Origin of the sequence: Flavobacterium sp. NRK F10 (assembly GCF_024054235.1) — a bacterium.
GTDB classification, from domain to species: Bacteria; Bacteroidota; Bacteroidia; order Flavobacteriales; family Flavobacteriaceae; genus Flavobacterium; species Flavobacterium sediminis.
The window spans coordinates 622,112-638,801 of the sequence record NZ_JAMXLC010000001.1 but is presented as its reverse complement, the minus strand read 5'-3'; the positions used below and the strand labels follow the sequence as shown (position 1 = coordinate 638,801).

General features: G+C 34.9%; 15 protein-coding genes. 6 read left to right on the top strand and 9 right to left on the bottom strand.

From position 1 onward, the window contains the following. Window positions 1-63: 63 nt before the first annotated feature. Window positions 64-963, top strand: a complete 900-nt coding sequence (gene xerD, locus NHF50_RS02990; protein WP_252775012.1) for a site-specific tyrosine recombinase XerD — start codon at window positions 64-66, stop codon at window positions 961-963. A gap of 73 nt (window positions 964-1,036) precedes the next feature. Here the strand turns inward: xerD and rny are convergent, their stop codons facing one another. From rny to NHF50_RS02975, 3 genes are all read right to left on the bottom strand, one after another. Next, complete coding sequence (gene rny, locus NHF50_RS02985) at window positions 1,037-2,596, bottom strand: ribonuclease Y (protein ID WP_109568273.1); 1,560 nt, start codon at window positions 2,594-2,596, stop codon at window positions 1,037-1,039. 214 nt (window positions 2,597-2,810) lie between these two features. Further along, on the bottom strand, window positions 2,811-3,104 hold the full coding sequence (locus tag NHF50_RS02980; protein ID WP_109568272.1) for a cell division protein ZapA: 294 nt from the start codon (window positions 3,102-3,104) through the stop codon (window positions 2,811-2,813). Between the two features lie 3 nt (window positions 3,105-3,107). Continuing rightward, window positions 3,108-3,398 carry a hypothetical protein gene (locus NHF50_RS02975; RefSeq protein WP_252775011.1) on the bottom strand — a complete coding sequence of 97 codons (291 nt, stop codon included), beginning with the start codon at window positions 3,396-3,398 and terminating at the stop codon, window positions 3,108-3,110. A 181-nt stretch (window positions 3,399-3,579) separates the two neighbouring features. On the opposite strand from NHF50_RS02975, the gene NHF50_RS02970 reads away from it, so the two are divergent. Genes NHF50_RS02970 through NHF50_RS02955 form a run of 4 tightly spaced genes read left to right on the top strand, consistent with a single transcriptional unit; the run spans window position 3,580 to window position 9,882 of the window. Continuing rightward, window positions 3,580-5,265, top strand: coding sequence for a peptidoglycan DD-metalloendopeptidase family protein (locus tag NHF50_RS02970; protein ID WP_252775010.1), 1,686 nt, complete (start codon window positions 3,580-3,582; stop codon window positions 5,263-5,265). A gap of 13 nt (window positions 5,266-5,278) precedes the next feature. Beyond that, on the top strand, window positions 5,279-7,738 hold the full coding sequence (locus NHF50_RS02965) for a carboxypeptidase-like regulatory domain-containing protein (RefSeq protein ID WP_252775009.1): 2,460 nt from the start codon (window positions 5,279-5,281) through the stop codon (window positions 7,736-7,738). Between the two features lie 50 nt (window positions 7,739-7,788). After that, the gene (locus NHF50_RS02960) at window positions 7,789-8,520 is read left to right on the top strand and encodes a hypothetical protein (RefSeq protein ID WP_109568269.1); all 732 of its coding nucleotides are present in this window, start codon (window positions 7,789-7,791) and stop codon (window positions 8,518-8,520) included. A gap of 21 nt (window positions 8,521-8,541) precedes the next feature. Next, window positions 8,542-9,882 carry an MATE family efflux transporter gene (locus NHF50_RS02955; RefSeq protein WP_252775008.1) on the top strand — a complete coding sequence of 447 codons (1,341 nt, stop codon included), beginning with the start codon at window positions 8,542-8,544 and terminating at the stop codon, window positions 9,880-9,882. Here the strand turns inward: NHF50_RS02955 and NHF50_RS02950 are convergent. The 6 genes from NHF50_RS02950 to NHF50_RS02925 form a co-directional block, all read right to left on the bottom strand. Then, window positions 9,879-10,580 carry a hypothetical protein gene (locus tag NHF50_RS02950; RefSeq protein WP_109568267.1) on the bottom strand — a complete coding sequence of 234 codons (702 nt, stop codon included), beginning with the start codon at window positions 10,578-10,580 and terminating at the stop codon, window positions 9,879-9,881. The two genes, NHF50_RS02955 and NHF50_RS02950, sit on opposite strands and share 4 nt — an antisense overlap. Window positions 10,581-10,645: 65 nt before the next feature. Continuing rightward, a complete protein-coding gene (locus tag NHF50_RS02945; RefSeq protein WP_252775007.1) occupies window positions 10,646-12,505 on the bottom strand; it encodes an ABC transporter ATP-binding protein in 1,860 nt (619 codons plus the stop codon). After that, on the bottom strand, window positions 12,505-14,232 hold the full coding sequence (locus tag NHF50_RS02940) for a phospho-sugar mutase (protein ID WP_252775006.1): 1,728 nt from the start codon (window positions 14,230-14,232) through the stop codon (window positions 12,505-12,507). Before NHF50_RS02940 ends, NHF50_RS02945 begins: the two co-directional genes overlap by 1 nt. Before the next feature lie 76 nt (window positions 14,233-14,308). Beyond that, window positions 14,309-14,722, bottom strand: coding sequence for an ORF6N domain-containing protein (locus NHF50_RS02935; RefSeq protein ID WP_252775005.1), 414 nt, complete (start codon window positions 14,720-14,722; stop codon window positions 14,309-14,311). A 32-nt stretch (window positions 14,723-14,754) separates the two neighbouring features. Further along, complete coding sequence (locus NHF50_RS02930) at window positions 14,755-15,705, bottom strand: glycosyltransferase family 2 protein (RefSeq protein ID WP_109568263.1); 951 nt, start codon at window positions 15,703-15,705, stop codon at window positions 14,755-14,757. A 4-nt stretch (window positions 15,706-15,709) separates the two neighbouring features. Beyond that, window positions 15,710-16,249, bottom strand: a complete 540-nt coding sequence (locus NHF50_RS02925) for a DUF4199 domain-containing protein (protein WP_109568262.1) — start codon at window positions 16,247-16,249, stop codon at window positions 15,710-15,712. 218 nt (window positions 16,250-16,467) lie between these two features. On the opposite strand from NHF50_RS02925, the gene NHF50_RS02920 reads away from it, so the two are divergent. After that, on the top strand, window positions 16,468-16,690 hold a 223-nt coding region (locus tag NHF50_RS02920; protein ID WP_252775004.1), incomplete at its 3' end, for a type B 50S ribosomal protein L31.

The window sequence follows — 16,690 nt, the reverse complement described above, 5'->3', positions numbered from 1 at the left end:
TTAGTTAACGAAATCCCGCCTATGGCGGGATTTTTTATGTTTAAAAATTGCTATTTTTGAAGTATGGCAAATTGGCAATCGTATTTAAAAGAATATCAGAATTATTTGCGTTTAGAAAGAGGACTTTCTGAAAATACGATCGTGAACTATAGTTTTGATATAGAGAAATTAATATTATTTTTAGATCAGTATCAAATAGAGGAGTCACCGCTAAAAATCAGCGAGGAAACAATCCAGCAGTTTATCTATGAGCTATCTGGTCAGGTCAATGCAACTAGTCAGGCTCGTGTTATTTCGGGCTTAAAAAGCTTTTTTTCTTATTTAGTATTTGAGGACTATCGGGAAGATTCTCCAATGGAGCTGATAGAAGTGCCTAAAGTGGGTAGGAAGTTACCGGATACGCTTTCTACGGTTGAAATTGATCAATTAATCGGAGCGATTGATCTGTCAAAGGAGCAGGGGGAACGAAACAGAGCTATGCTTGAAACATTATACAGTTGTGGTTTGCGTGTTTCGGAATTAGTAAGTTTGAAACTTTCAGATCTTTTTTTTGAAGAAGGTTTTGTTAAGATCACCGGTAAAGGAAATAAACAACGCTTTGTTCCGGTTGGAAAATCGACTCAAAAGTATATAAATCTGTATATAAATGAGGTTAGAGTACATCAGGAAATCCAAAAAGGTTTTGAGGATACGCTTTTTTTAAACAGGAGGGGAAAGCAATTAACCCGTGCGATGGTTTTTACCGTAATTAAAGATCTGGCTAAAAAAATAAACCTGAATAAGGTAATTTCACCACATACTTTTAGGCATTCTTTTGCGACACACTTGTTGGAAAACGGGGCAGACTTACGTTCCATTCAATTGATGTTAGGACATGAGTCTATCACAACAACAGAAGTATATATGCATCTGGATCGAAAATTCTTGTCGGAAGTGTTGAATAACTACCATCCTAGAAAGTAGATTTCTATTAATTTTAAAAATAACAAAAAAGGGTTTATCAAATGATAAACCCTTTTTTTAAATATAGGAATAATTATTTTGCAATATTAACAGATCTGGTTTCGCGGATCACGGTAATTTTTACCTGTCCCGGATAGGTCATTTCAGTCTGGATTTTTTGAGAAATCTCAAAAGAAAGTGTTGCGGCCATTTCGTCTGAAACTTTTTCACTTTCAACGATTACACGTAGTTCCCTACCGGCTTGGATTGCATAGGCGTTTTTAACACCGTTGAATCCGAAAGCAATGTCTTCCAAGTCTTTCAAACGTTGAATGTAAGAGTCTAATACCTGACGTCTTGCTCCCGGTCGAGCTCCTGAAATAGCATCACACACCTGAATGATAGGTGAGATCAAGTATTTCATTTCAATTTCATCGTGGTGCGCTCCAATAGCATTACATACTTCGTCTTTCTCACCATATTTTTCAGCCCATTGCATACCTAAGATTGCGTGTGGCATTTCGCTTTCTGTTTCCGGCACTTTACCGATATCGTGTAAAAGTCCGGCACGTTTAGCTAATTTTACATTTAAGCCTAACTCGGCAGCCATGATACCACAAAGGTTAGCTACTTCACGGGAGTGCTGTAATAAGTTTTGTCCGTAAGATGAACGGTATTTCATTCTACCTACGATTTTAATCAATTCAGGATGTAATCCGTGAATACCTAAATCAATAACTGTACGTTTACCTACTTCAATGATTTCTTCTTCAATTTGTTTCTGAGTCTTTGCAACTACTTCTTCGATACGAGCCGGGTGGATACGTCCGTCAGTAACTAATTTGTGAAGAGCTAAGCGTGCGATCTCTCTTCTTACCGGATCAAAGCAAGATAAGATAATAGCTTCAGGTGTATCGTCGACAATGATTTCAACACCGGTAGCAGCTTCCAAGGCTCTGATGTTACGTCCTTCACGTCCGATGATTCTACCTTTAACGTCGTCAGATTCGATGTTGAATACAGAAACACAGTTTTCTACAGCTTCTTCTGTACCGACTCTTTGAATAGTGTTGATAATGATTTTCTTTGCTTCTTGTTGCGCTGTCATTTTTGCTTCTTCCATCGTATCCTGGATGAATGACATAGCATTAGTTTTAGCTTCAGCTTTTAAGCTTTCTACCAATTGGTTTTTAGCTTCTTCAGCAGAAAGTCCGGAAATCACTTCTAATTGTTCTACCTGACTGCGGTGAACTTTTTCGATCTCTTGTTGTTTTTTCTCTAAAAACTCAACGCGATTGTTGTAGTCAGATACTTTGTGTTCTAACTCTTCGTTCAGTTTTTTGTTTTTAGCTAACTCATTAGATACTTGCGATTCTTTATCGCGTGTTCTTTTTTCTGCATCCGTGATCTTTTTGTCTCTTGACAAGATTACTTGTTCGTGCTCAGCTTTTAATTCTAAAAACTTTTCTTTAGCCTGTAAGATTTTATCTTTTTTGATTGATTCAGCTTCTGCCTTGGCATCTTTCAAAATAGAGGCAGCTTCTTTTTTTGCATTTTTGATCAGGTTTGATACGTTGCTTTTTTCCAGAAACTTAGCAATACCGAAACCTAATGCAATTCCTAAAACAATTCCTATTATACTTATTATATCCATAGTTAATTAAAAAAATTATATATAAAAAAAGCCTACATTAGGTGTTTGTATAAACTCGTAAAGACAAGTTTTGAGCTAACTCGCAGTTCATGTTTCCCACTTAAGGGCTTACAATAGATGCGACGATTCACTCGTTTAATTTGTTAGTGTTGAGTTTATCAAAATGTGAACTAATGTAGGCAGTACCTTTATTGTTACTGTAAGAACGTATTTTTTATTTTGAGAGTAACTCACTCAATTTCTTATCCAAGTTTTGCAGGCGCCTGATCCCGTTTTCATAATCTTCAGATGAATCAATCTGTTTTTGTTCTAATTGGGCGGCAAACTGTAAGGCACACATGGCCAATACATCCTGCTTGTCTCTAACAGCATAGCTTTGTTCAAACTGTTGAATCATCTCGTCTATCTTTTTTGAAGCGCTGCGCAAAGCTTGTTCTTGCTGCTCTTCAATAGTAAGCGGATAAACACGATCGGCAATTGATAACTTAATTTTTAATTTTTCATTCATCTTTTAGTCCGATAGCTGTGCTATGCAATTGTCAATTTCTCGAATAAGAGAATTTATTTTGAGTTTCGTTTCTCGTTTGTTTTCGTCACTGCCTAATAAAGAATTGACCATCTTTAAATTTTCCAATTGTTTCTTTAGTTCAGCAATTTCACTTTGTTTTACATTGTTTTCCTGTGTCGTTTTCAGAAACAAAGCTTCTAATTCTGAATTTTTTTTCTCTAATTGAATCAGTTTTTGGTTCAATTTAAAGAATTTAACTTCTAGAGAATCAATTAATTCAGTTAATTTATTCATCAATGGTACAATTCATTTCCCTTCCTACAAAATTAGTATTAGAATTTAATAATTACAATATTTTTTCTTTTTTTTTATGAAATAAGGTTTAGGGTTTATAATATTTTGGCTGTTAAGGAGTTGTAACAGAGGTTTTAATTCCTCTTTTTATTTTATTACTTTAGCTGAAAAATCTTAAAATATGCTACGTTATATTTTTCTTTTAATTGGTTTATGCGCTTATTCACAGAGTGAATACCCAAGTGGATTTATATCACCGTTAGACATTCCTTTAGATTTTTCGGGCTCATTCGGAGAATTGAGAAGTAATCATTTTCATTCAGGATTAGATATGAAAACGAATGCAGTAGAAGGATTGAAAGTGTTTGCAGTAGCCGACGGGTATATCTCCAGAATTAAAATTTCACCTTTTGGCTATGGTAAAGCTATTTATATAACGCATCCGAACGGATATACTACTGTATACGGACATTTACAAAAAGCTAACGGAGCGATTGAAGAATATATTAAAAAGGAACAATATCGTCAAAAATCGTTCGGAGTTGAAATGTTTCCCGGTCCGGCGGAATTACCGGTTAAACAGGGAGATGTAATTGCTTTTTCGGGAAATACTGGAGGAAGTGGTGGTCCGCATTTGCATTTTGAATTTCGTGAAACCAAGAGCGAAAGAACGGTAAACCCTCTTTATTTTGGTTTTAATAAATTAGCTCCGGATAAATACAAACCGGATTTACAGGGAATAATGGTATATCCGATGGGAGATAGCGTAATCGCAAATTCTTCTCAAAAGCCATCCCGGATTTCTTTTTTGAAGCAAGTTGACGGGAATTATAAAGCAGAAAAAGTAGTGGCTAACGGAAAAATAGCATTTGCGATTAATGCGTATGACCATTGTACTAATCCGTATAATAAAAACGGACTTTTTAAAGTAAATGCATATTTAAACGGAGTACTGTATTATAGTTTTGAGCTCGATAAATTTGCTTTCAATGAAACACGGTATCTGAATAATTTTATCGATTATGGGATTTATAAGGACAAGAAGCAACGTTTTCAAAAGTTATTTTATGAGACCCCTTATCCGCTTTCTATTTTGAAACAAAATAAAAATAACGGAGTAATCAATACACAACCTAATTCGACATATACTTTCAGAATTGAAATGTTTGACTTTCATGGTAACCAAACGAATATTTTTATTCCGATTGAATATGGAGTTGAAGATGCTAAAATCACTAAAGAGGAATCTTCTGCACCTTACGTCTTGAAATCTAAGATTGAAAATAATTATGAAAAGGACAATATATCGGTTTACGTTCCGGAGAATGCGTTCTATGATGACTTTAATTTGGATTTTGAAGTAAAAGAAGGTGTTTTGACTTTTGGAAAACCTGAAATTCCGGTGCATAAAAACATTACAATTACTTTTTCAAACGTAGAAGGATTGTCTGAAGAAGAGTTGTCTAAAACTTTTATTGCTACTTTAGACGGGCATCAATTAGAATATAACGGAACACTTAGAAAAGGGAATGTTTTTTCGGCAAAAGTAAGAGAGTTAGGTATGTTTAAACTCGCACAGGATTCTGTTCCGCCAAGGATTTATAATGTTAATTTTGTGGAAGGGCGCAATTTGAACAAACAAAACACATTAAGTGTTTCAATTTCTGATAAACTTTCAGGAATTGATACGTATAACGCCTATTTGAACGGGGAATGGATTTTAATGGAATATGACTATAAAACTAAAAAGCTGATCCATCAGCTATCAGATGGTAAATTTGTTTCCGGTAGGAATGATTTGAAAATTATTGTTACAGATAATATGCAAAATTCAACTACCTTTGAGAGCTATTTTTTTATGAATTAAAAATTTAAACTACTTGAATAAATATCTTTTTCTTTTCGTTTTCGGCTTATTCACAACTTTTGCGTTTGCACAAACAGCACGTATAAAAGGAGTTATTTTGGATGAATTCAATCAGCCGGTTGAAAATGTTACAGTGAGTGTTGGTAATAAAGGAACAGTTACGAATAAGAACGGTTTTTACAGTTTGGATGTTCCTGCTAATCAAAAAGTAACGGTTACGTTTTCCCACGTTACCTATAAACGAGTAACTGTAAATGTTGAGTTAAGACCTAATGAAGATTATGAGTTTAATCCGGTATTAAATACCAATGTAGAGCAAATAGGTGCTGTGGTCGTTATGGGAAGCAGTAAAAAAAGAGTAGAAGGAATCACCACAATTGATCCCGTAGTAATCCGGAAAATTCCGGGAGCTAATCCGGGTATTGAAAACATCATTAAGACGTTGCCGGGAGTATATTCAAATAATGAATTGAGTACATCGTATGCCGTAAGAGGAGGGAATTATGATGAAAATCTGGTTTATGTTAATGAGATCGAAGTGTACCGTCCTTTTTTAATTCGCTCAGGACAACAGGAAGGTTTAAGCTTTACGAATACGGAAATGGTTGAGAGTGTAGATTTTTCAGCCGGAGGCTTTCAGGCTAAGTATGGAGATAAAATGTCTTCTGTTTTAGATATCACCTATAGAAATCCGACGCGTTTTAAGGCTTCTTTGGATGCCAGTTTATTGGGGGGGAGCTTGACGGTCGAAGGAGTGTCAAAAAATCAGAAATGGAGTAATATTACCGGTGTTCGTTACCGCGATAATAGCCTTTTAGTAAATAGTAAAGAAACGGAAACCAATTACAGACCTTCATTTGCAGATATTCAAACTTTATTTACGTATAATGCCTCTTCAAAATGGCAATGGAGTTTTTTAGGAAATGTATCCCAGAATAAATACCATTACCAACCTTTAAGCCGTCAAACAAATTTCGGTACGGTTAGTGACCCGATTGCTTTGTTAGTGGTATATGACGGACAGGAAAAGGATGAGTATACTACTGCATTCGGAGCTATAAAATCAGTATATCAGTATAACGAGAAAAATAAACTGAAGTTTATAGCCTCGACCTATCATACTCAGGAACAGGAATATTATGATATTCTGGCTCAATATCGTCTGGGAGAAGTAGATTCAAATATTGGTTCGGATACTTTCGGAGATGTGGTATATTCTCGTGGAGTAGGAGGCCAATTAACTCATGCCCGTAATGATTTAGATGCTTTGATCTTTAACGGAGAAGTTAAAGGTTTTCATCAGTTAAATGAAAGATCGGAAGTAGAATGGGGGATAAAATATACTTATGAGGATATCCGCGACCGATTGGTAGAGTGGGAAGTGATCGATTCCGCCGGATTTTCATTACCAAGACCGGATCTTGAGTATCAGAATGATCAGCCGTATAATCCTTACACAGGACCATTAGCACCTTATTTTAGCTCAAGAGCAACAAATTATACTACTATCAATCGTTTTTCGGGGTACTCTCAATGGAATTACAGAGGGAAAATAGGAGAGCATCAATATTGGTTAAATGCGGGTGTAAGAGGACATTTTTGGCAAGTAGAAACTCAGGATGAAAAAGGAAATGCTCAATTTGTATTCTCGCCGAGAGCTCAGTTTGCTATAAAACCGAATTGGGATAAAGATATGCTGTTCCGTTTATCAGGAGGATTGTATTACCAGCCGCCTTTTTATCGTGAGTTAAGAGACTCGTCCGGAGTGGTAAACCCTAATGTAAAAGCGCAGCGATCATTTCATGTAGTGGTGAGCAATGATTATAGCTTTAAAATATGGAATCGCCCGTTTAAATTGGTTAGTGAGGCGTATTACAAAAAAATGACGGATGTAAATGTTTATACCATCAATAATGTCAGGATTCGCTATAAAGCGGATAATAATGCAGAAGCGTATGCTTATGGATTTGATGCAAGACTTAATGGGGAATTCGTTCCCGGAACCGAATCTTGGTTCAGTTTCGGCTTTTTAAAAACCGAAGAGAATTATAATGACAGAGGTTATATTGCCCGACCGACCGACCAAAGGCTGAAGTTCGGACTTCTATTCCAGGATTACATGCCGAATATACCTAATGTGAAGTTATATCTGAATTTAGTCTACAATACGGGATTGCCGGGAGGTTCGCCTTCTTATGCTGATCCGTATGATTATCAGTTGCGTTTAAAAGATTACCGCAGAGCTGACGCCGGATTCTCTTATGTGTTTAAAGATCAGACCCTGAAATCAGAACACAGATGGTTAAAGCCATTCAGTGAATTTGCATTAGGGGTGGAAATATATAATCTGTTCAACAATCAAAATGCGATTACGAATACTTGGGTTCGCGATGTATATACCAAATCACAGTACGGTATACCGAACTATATGACAACGCGAGTGTTTAATATTAAGTTAATTGCACGTTTGTAAAGTTGGAGATGCTTAAAAATTAGTATATTTGATAAAGAAATTTTTAACTTATGCGAGTACTTATTGCTTATATATCGGTTGTTTCGGTAATGTTTTTGGCAAGCTGTAAAAGAGAAGAGAAAGAAACACCTAAAAAAGTGATTTACGAAGAAGTGAAATCAACAGCGGTTAAAGAAGAGAAAAAAGTAGACACATCTTCTATAAAAATTGCAGATTTACCGATTCTTATGGACGGAACGAAATACTTGATCCATCCGGTTGGAGATGTACGCGTATACGATGATTACAGCAGAGTTTACGGTTCCAGTAAAACCAATCAGGTAAGTTATGCTATCTCTAATTACAATCGTTTTGAATTAACCGGATATTTTGAGAACCTGAAGTTTCAACATATTGATTCCACAGCTATTCATTCGTTGACGGATACTAAAATGCAAATTCAGACAGTTACTTATCTGAATACTATTGCAGAAAAATTTAAGAAGCACGTTTTGGTGTACACTTTAGTGGATCATGATACCAATAAGGATGGAAAAATTGATCAGAACGATATTAAATCTTTGTATTTGAGTAATATTGACGGAACTCAATTCACTAAGGTTTCAGAAGATTATAATGAATTGATCGACTGGAATATCATTGAGCCTCAAAAGAGACTTTATTTGCGCAGTATTGAAGATATCAATAAGAACGGAGCTTTTGATAAGAAAGATAAAGTACATTACCATTTTGTAGATCTTTTAGCGGACGAATGGAAAGCAGAAGAATACATGCCGATATAAAAGACTGAAAGTTACTTTTCTATGAAAGATTCTCTTTCATTTAAGAATATAAACAAACTTGCAATTCCTGCCTTGATATCCGGAGTATCAGAACCTTTACTATCTCTGACGGATGTTGCTATTGTCGGAAATATTAAAGAGCATGCAACTGAGTCTTTGGCAGCGGTGGGTATTGTAACCACTTTTTTGTCCATGCTTATCTGGGTTTTAGGACAAACGAGAAGCGCACTATCAGCTATAGTTTCACAATATTTAGGAGCGGAAAAATTAGATGAGATTGAAAATTTGCCGGCACAAACGGCTTATTTAATTACCTCATTAGGAATATTTATCATTTTTCTGACCTTACCTTTTACAGAAGAAATCTTTAAGTTATATAATGCTTCAGACACAATCTTAGCGTATTGCGTGGAGTATTATAAGATCAGGATATTCGGTTTTCCGTTTACACTGTTTACTATTTCGGTTTTCGGAACTTTCAGAGGGCTTCAGAATACTTTTTATCCGATGTTGATAGCCATTACAGGAATGGTTGTCAATATTATTTTTGATTTCCTTTTTGTTTTTGGTTTAGAACCTTTGATGCCGGCAATGGGAGTTAAAGGAGCAGCATTAGCAAGTGTTCTGGCTCAAATGATAATGGCGGTTATGTCGGTTGTTTTATTGTTACAAAAGACAAGGATCTCCATGCGGTTACGATTGCCTGTAAATAAAGAACTGAAAAGGTTCATGCAAATGGTGCTCAATCTTTTTATTCGTACATTAGCCTTAAATGTAACTTTATATTTAGGAACCAGTTTTGCTACAGCTTACGGAGAATCTTTTATTGCAGCTTATACAATAGCAATCAATATCTGGTTTTTGGGAGCTTTTTTAATAGATGGTTATGCAAGTGCCGGAAATATACTGTCCGGCAGGTTATACGGTGCTAAAGATTATAAATTATTATTGAAGTTAGGCAATACTTTAATGAAGTATGGTTTTGTTTTCGGGATAATAATGGCGATTATAGGTTTTACCTTTTATAAACCGATAGGTACTATTTTTACAAGTGATAAGGAAGTGTTGGAAAAGTTTTATTCGGTTTTTTGGATTGTTTTACTAATGCAACCGTTTTGCGGACTGGCCTTTATTTTTGATGGTATTTTTAAAGGATTAGGAAAAATGAAACAGCTTAGAAACTTATTATTAGTCGCTACTTTTACCGTTTATGTACCTGCTTTATGGATGTTAAACCAATTCGATTACAAACTAAAAGCAATCTTTATAGCAATGACATTCTGGATCGTAGCCAGAAGTTTTCCATTGATCTATCAGTTCAGAAAGATATTTCTTCCTTTAGTTGATGAAAGAAAAAATTAAATAAGGATTTCACTTTCCAGATCCGATTTTTCAATAGTAAAATCGAATCCTAGTTTCTCAACCAGTTCTATAACCAGTTTTTTGTACCAGTTTTCACTTTTAGGATGAATGTAAATTTTTTCAATAAGCGAATTAATATCCACATTGATCTTTAATCCGTTATCTATAATGACATTATTTTGACTAACGTCGGAAATAATTCGGATTTCTTTTTCGTACTGAAAGCTTTTTCGCTTGAATAAAAACGGGAAAAACGTATCGTCAAACGGAATAAAATCTTTTTTATAATCGATATAGTTTACTTCACCTATGAATTGTTCAAAATGATTTTCGGGTTGTAAAGCTTCTTTTACCCGTCCTATTGTCGATTGAATAGCTAAACCTTCGTTGTTTTTGGTAAATATCTGCCACATGGCAAAAGATTCATATTCATTGGCGTGCCAACTGCTGATGACTACTTTTTCACGATGGGATTTATAGTAATCTAAAAACTTCGGATTGTTCTCAGCTATTTTTTTGATCTCTTCAAAGGTAGGTTCAGAAAAAGTTCCTTCGTATTGATCTTCAAATTTATCGGAACGAGACATAAAGAGCTTTTCTGAAAGCAACATGTCTAAGAATTTTGACAGATCCAGATATTTCCACACAATAGTGGAATCAGTATCACTTAATTTTATATTAGGATTTTCAATATACATACATAAAAAAATCTCCATAAATTTAAACATTTTATGGAGATTCTTCAATTATTTAAAAACTATATTTAATCAAAAGACTGAAGAGAAACTAATTTGGCATAAGTGCCGTTTTTTGCCATGAGTTCAGCATGTGTTCCTTGCTCAACGATTTCTCCTTTTTGCATGACTACAATTTTATCAGCTTTTTGAATAGTAGACAATCGGTGCGCAATAACCACAGAAGTTCTGTTCTGCATCATGTTTTCCAGAGCAACCTGAACCAATTTCTCACTTTCAGTGTCCAAAGCAGAAGTTGCTTCGTCTAAAATCATGATCGGTGGGTTTTTGAGGACTGCACGGGCAATAGATAAGCGTTGCTTTTGTCCACCTGATAGTTTACCGCCGGCATCACCGATGTTGGTCTCGATTCCATTCGGAAGGTCTTTTATAAATTCATAAGCATTAGCAATCTTTAAAGCCTCTAAAATTTCCTCTTCAGTAGCGTCAGGTTTACCGATTAGCAAATTGTTTTTGATCGTATCGTTAAACAAGATAGAGTCTTGTGTGACCAATCCCATTAATGAACGTAAAGAATGAATATTCCAATCGCGGATATCAGTTCCGTCAATTTTAATATGTCCTTCATTTACATCGTAAAAACGAGTTAATAAATTAGCAATTGTACTTTTTCCACTTCCGGATTGTCCTACCAAAGCAACGGTTTTTCCTTTAGGAACTTCAAGAGAAAAGTTTTTCAATACATTTTCATCTCCGTATCTGAAATTGATATTTTCAATAGTAATAGATTTATCAAAAGTGTCCTTAACCAAGGCGTTTTCTTTGCTGTCAATTGTATTTTCCTGTTCTAATATTTCAAAAACTCTTTGAGCAGCTGCAATACCGTTTTTAACTTGATATGAAGCTTTGGAAATAGCTTTTGCCGGAGTTAAGATATTGTATGCTAATCCCATGAAAGGAAGAAAAACCGTACCTGCTAATGTTTTTTCAACTAATACAAGATTTCCGCCATACCATAGTAAAACCGCAATAGTGACAATACCTAAGAATTCACTCATAGGAGAAGCCAGATTGTGTTTTTTACCTATTTTATTAGATAACTGTAGTAAGCGTTGGATAGAGCCCTTAAAATTCTTTTTGAATATAGGTTCTGCATTATAACTTTTTACTACTTTAAGTCCACTCAGGGTTTCTTCAGCTAATGAAATCATGTATCCGCTTTCATTTTGAGCGCGAAGCGATTGTGATTTTAAGCTTTTACCGATTCTGGAGATAATTAACCCGGAAATAGGAATGAAAATAAAAATGAAAAGACTTAGTTGCCAACTAAAAGTAAACATCATTATGATGGAAAATACAATAGTAAGCGGTTCTTTTACAATTAGTTCCAATAAGGTGAAAAATGAATTTTGAACTTCACCGATATCGCCGAGCATCCTTGCCATAACATCACCCTTTCTTTTTTCTGAATAAAAAGAAACCGGAAGACTGATAATTTTGTCATACATCTGCTGACGCAAACTGGCCATAATGCCGTTGCGCAGGTGCATCATGTGGAAAGAAGCAAAATAACCGGCTAAATTTTTAAGTAAAAATGTAACAATTACTAATGAAATTACGATTAGTAATGCAAATTGAGGCTCGCCATTTTCGGTAAGACTCGTTATTTTATAATTAAAAAAACTTTTTACGTAATTAAAAACTTCGCTGATGTGGATTACATAATCGTACCAATTTTCTTGTTTGATAAAAACCGGCTCTTTTGATACTTGCTGGTTCTGATCGAACATTACATTGAGTAATGGTATAAGGGTAACGAAAGATAGCGTACCAAAAAGAGCGTATAAAACGTTATAGATAATATTCCAGACCACATGTCTTTTTAACGGACGGATATGTGGCATTAATTTTTTAATAATTTTTTTCATTAGTTCAATTTCATTTCAGCAATGATTCGGGCAATTTTGGCGTCCAATTCTTTTTCGACTGCTTTGTATTGCTCGGCAGTAGGCAATACTTGGTGAACACTAAAGTAAAACTTGATCTTAGGTTCTGTTCCGCTCGGGCGAGCACAGATTTTGCTTCCGTCTTCTAAATAATAGATAAGAACGTTTGATTTAGGAATGGTAATCTCAAATTGATCATCGTTCATTAAATCTTTTCCTTTAGAACTTTGATAATCCTCTATGCAAACTACACGTTCACCGGCAATTTCAGTTAAAGGGTGTTCGCGCAGGTTAATCATCATCTGTTTGATTTCATTAGCTCCTTCAATTCCTTTTTTAGTGATCGAAATTAAATGTTCTTTATAAAAGCCATAGTCAACGGAAAGATTTATCAATTCCTGAAATAAACTGCTTCCGGCTGCTTTGGCCTGAGCCGCAATTTCACAAACTAATAAAATGGCTGCTACAGCATCTTTATCGCGAACATTATCACCCACCATATAGCCGAAACTTTCTTCACCACCACCAATAAATTTTTGGTTAGGGAAATCTTTAATGAATTTAGCGATCCATTTAAAACCGGTTAAGCCTACTTTACATTCTACACCGTAAGCTTCTGCTAATTCAAGCATTAACGGCGTAGATACAATAGTGGAACCAATGAATTCATTACCTTTTAACTTTCCGGAGCGTTTCCATTGTTCTAAAAGAAATGCTGTCATGATAACCATGGTCTGGTTACCGTTAAGTAATTTCATATTTCCTTCCAAATCACGTACGGCAACTCCTAAACGGTCCGAATCAGGATCTGTGCCTACAACAATGTCAGCCTTAATTTTATCGGCTAGTTCTAAAGCCATGGTTAAAGCTTCAGGTTCTTCAGGATTCGGCGATTTTACTGTAGGGAAATTACCGTTAGGAACTTTTTGTTCTTCTACGATATTAACATTTTTGTATCCTGCTAAATCCAAAACATTCGGAATGGCCTTAACAGATGTACCGTGTAAAGGCGTGTACACAATTTTTAAGTTGTCTTTTGCCTCCTGATGAGTACTAAAACTAGCGTTTTCTACAGTAGATTTCCAAAAAGCTTGGTCAATAACAGTGTCAATGTATTCGATCAGGCTTTCATTCGCTTCAAAGTTAATGTCACTGTACTGTAAGTTTTCAATAACCTGAATGATCTCTCCGTCTTGTGGCGGAACTAATTGACCGCCGTCTTGCCAATATACTTTATAACCATTGTATTCCGGTGGATTGTGTGAGGCTGTCAAGACTATTCCGGCATGGCAATTCAAATGACGAACAGCAAATGATAATTCCGGAGTGGGACGCATATCTGAAAACAGGTATACTTTAATTCCGTTCGCTGAAAATACGTCGGCAACGATTTTAGCTAAAGTGTTACTATTGTTTCTGCAATCATAAGCAATAGCTACTTTGATTTCTTCTCCGGCAAAAACTTTTTTCAGATAATCTGATAGACCTTGTGTATTTTTACCTAATGTGTATTTATTGATCCGATTGGTTCCTACTCCCATGATCCCGCGCATTCCTCCGGTTCCGAATTCCAGGTTTTTATAGAAACTGTCTTCCAATTCTTTAGGAGCGGAGGTTATCATTTCTTTAATAGCTTCTTGTGTTTTTTCATCAAAAACAGGAGTCAGCCATTCATTTACTTTGTCTAAAATATGTTTATCGATGTGCATATCTAATTTTTTTTGTAACCAATTTTTTCTCGGTTTTCCTTTTCAATATTTTTTTGATTGGAATTCATTAAAAAGTTCAAAGCCTTGTATATTGATTTTCAATCTCTGTTAAGCGTTTTGTTAGTTCTTCGTAAGTTAAAGCAAACTTTCTTAATGAAACAAAACTTCTCATTATGGCAATGTTTACAGCTATTGCTTTTTCGTTATTTAGTACAGAGGAGAGCATTGCTACGCCTTGTTCGGTAAAAGCAAAGGGCAAATATCTGGTTCCTCCTCTTTTTGGGGGCACAAATTGTGACCTCAAAATTTCAAATTCTTCTAATGTTAATTCAAACATAAAATCAGTAGGGAATCGTTTTAAATTTCTTCTGACTGCCTGTTTTAAAGCTTTAGTTTGAATTTCGTAAAGTTCAGCTAAATCATAATCAAACATTACTTTTTGATTCCTGATTTCATAAATTTTGTCGTTAATAATTTCAATTGTGTTCATGGCGTATATAAATAAAAAATAATGCAAATTTACTAAAATTCTTGTTCAATCTTATAGCGTTCTTCATCGCTTTTGGTTCTCAAAATGATCTCGCCTAAAAAACCGGCCAGAAAAAGTTGAGTACCGATGACCATAGTTGCCAGAGAAATATAGAACCAAGGATTGTCTGTAACTAAAATAGTAGGTTCCTGATGGTATAGTTTCCAAAGTTTGAAGAAACCTATGAATCCTGCAGAAATAAAACCGATTAAGAACATCAAAACCCCTAAGGCTCCGAATAAATGCATCGGACGTTTCCCGAATGTAGATAAGAACCAGATCGTGATCAGATCTAAAAAACCGTTGATGAATCGATTCATACCGAATTTAGAATGGCCGTATTTACGAGCTTGATGTTGAACCACTTTTTCACCGATTTTAGAAAAACCGGCATTTTTGGCTAAAACCGGAATATAACGGTGCATTTCTCCTGATACTTCAATATTCTTAACGACATTTTTATTGTATGCCTTTAATCCGCAGTTAAAATCGTGTAGTTTAACCCCCGATGTTTTACGGGCAGCCCAGTTGAATAACTTAGAGGGCAGGTTTTTACCGATAACGGAATCATACCGTTTCTTTTTCCAACCCGAAACCAAATCATAATCGCCTTGGGTTATCATATTGTAAAGTTCCGGAATCTCATCGGGGCTATCTTGTAGGTCGGCATCCATAGTAATGACCACATCCCCGTTTGTTCTGGCAAAACCAGCATGCAAAGCCTGACTTTTACCATAGTTCCGGAAAAAACGAATTCCTTTTACATTCGGGTTTTCTTTAGATAGGGATTGAATGATTTGCCAAGAGTGGTCTGTACTACCGTCGTCTATGAACCATATTTCATAAGAAAAGTTATGAGAATCCATAACTTTCTTGATCCAATTGTGTAATTCAGGCAACGATTCCTGTTCGTTTAATAAAGGGATTACTATAGATAAATTCATAAAATTAAAAAGCCGGTTTGTCTTTTTTTACAATGGCGCCTACAATCAAAGAGTGAATTAAACCAATTACACTATACATAACAATAGAGAAAGGTATAGCAACATAAGGTTTCATGAACATTTCTACAAATTTCATAGACATTTTTAATTGATCTGCAGTCATATTCGGATTTTGTTTAACTGTGATTTCCTGAATTTGAGAAATAACTTCTGTTTTAAATTCCGGAAAGATAAAGTCAAAGATAAAATAAAATATACCGTAGATAACTGCTGCTAAAGCACAAAGGGATAATCCTACTTTTAACGTTTGACCGAATGAGATGTATCCGTTGTTGATCTTGTTCTTAAAATCATTAGCGGCTAAATAAATAAATGTAAAAGGTAAAATTAAATAATTAAGTACATTAATAATTACGCCTATAGTAGGATTGGTCTGGGCACTTAAATTGAATGCATACATAATTACAAATTCAAGAATCATAACGATCCCGAAAACAATTGCATAATTTACAGCCGATTTACTTGGTGATATAGTTTGTTCCATGTTAAAAATAAATTACAAATATAAACAGAATAAATATTACTAGTTATTAGTTGGTATTAAATAAAAAAAGTTACACGAATGCTTGTAAATTAAAAATTTAGTGTAAATTTGCACTCTCAAAATAAAAAGATTAACAATAAAAGGTTATTGTGTTGCTTACACCTTTTGAAGAGAAAGCCGCGGAGTAACAGATAATCACAAATAAAAAGATTTACATTATGAAAAAAGGTATTCACCCTGAAAATTACAGATTAGTGGCATTCAAAGATATGTCAAATGATGATGTTTTTATTACTAAATCTACAGTAGAGACTAAAGAAACTATCGAAGTTGATGGTGTTGAGTATCCTGTATTTAAAATGGAGATTTCGAGAACTTCTCACCCGTTTTATACTGGTAAATCTAAACTTATTGATACAGCTGGTCGTATCGATAAATTCA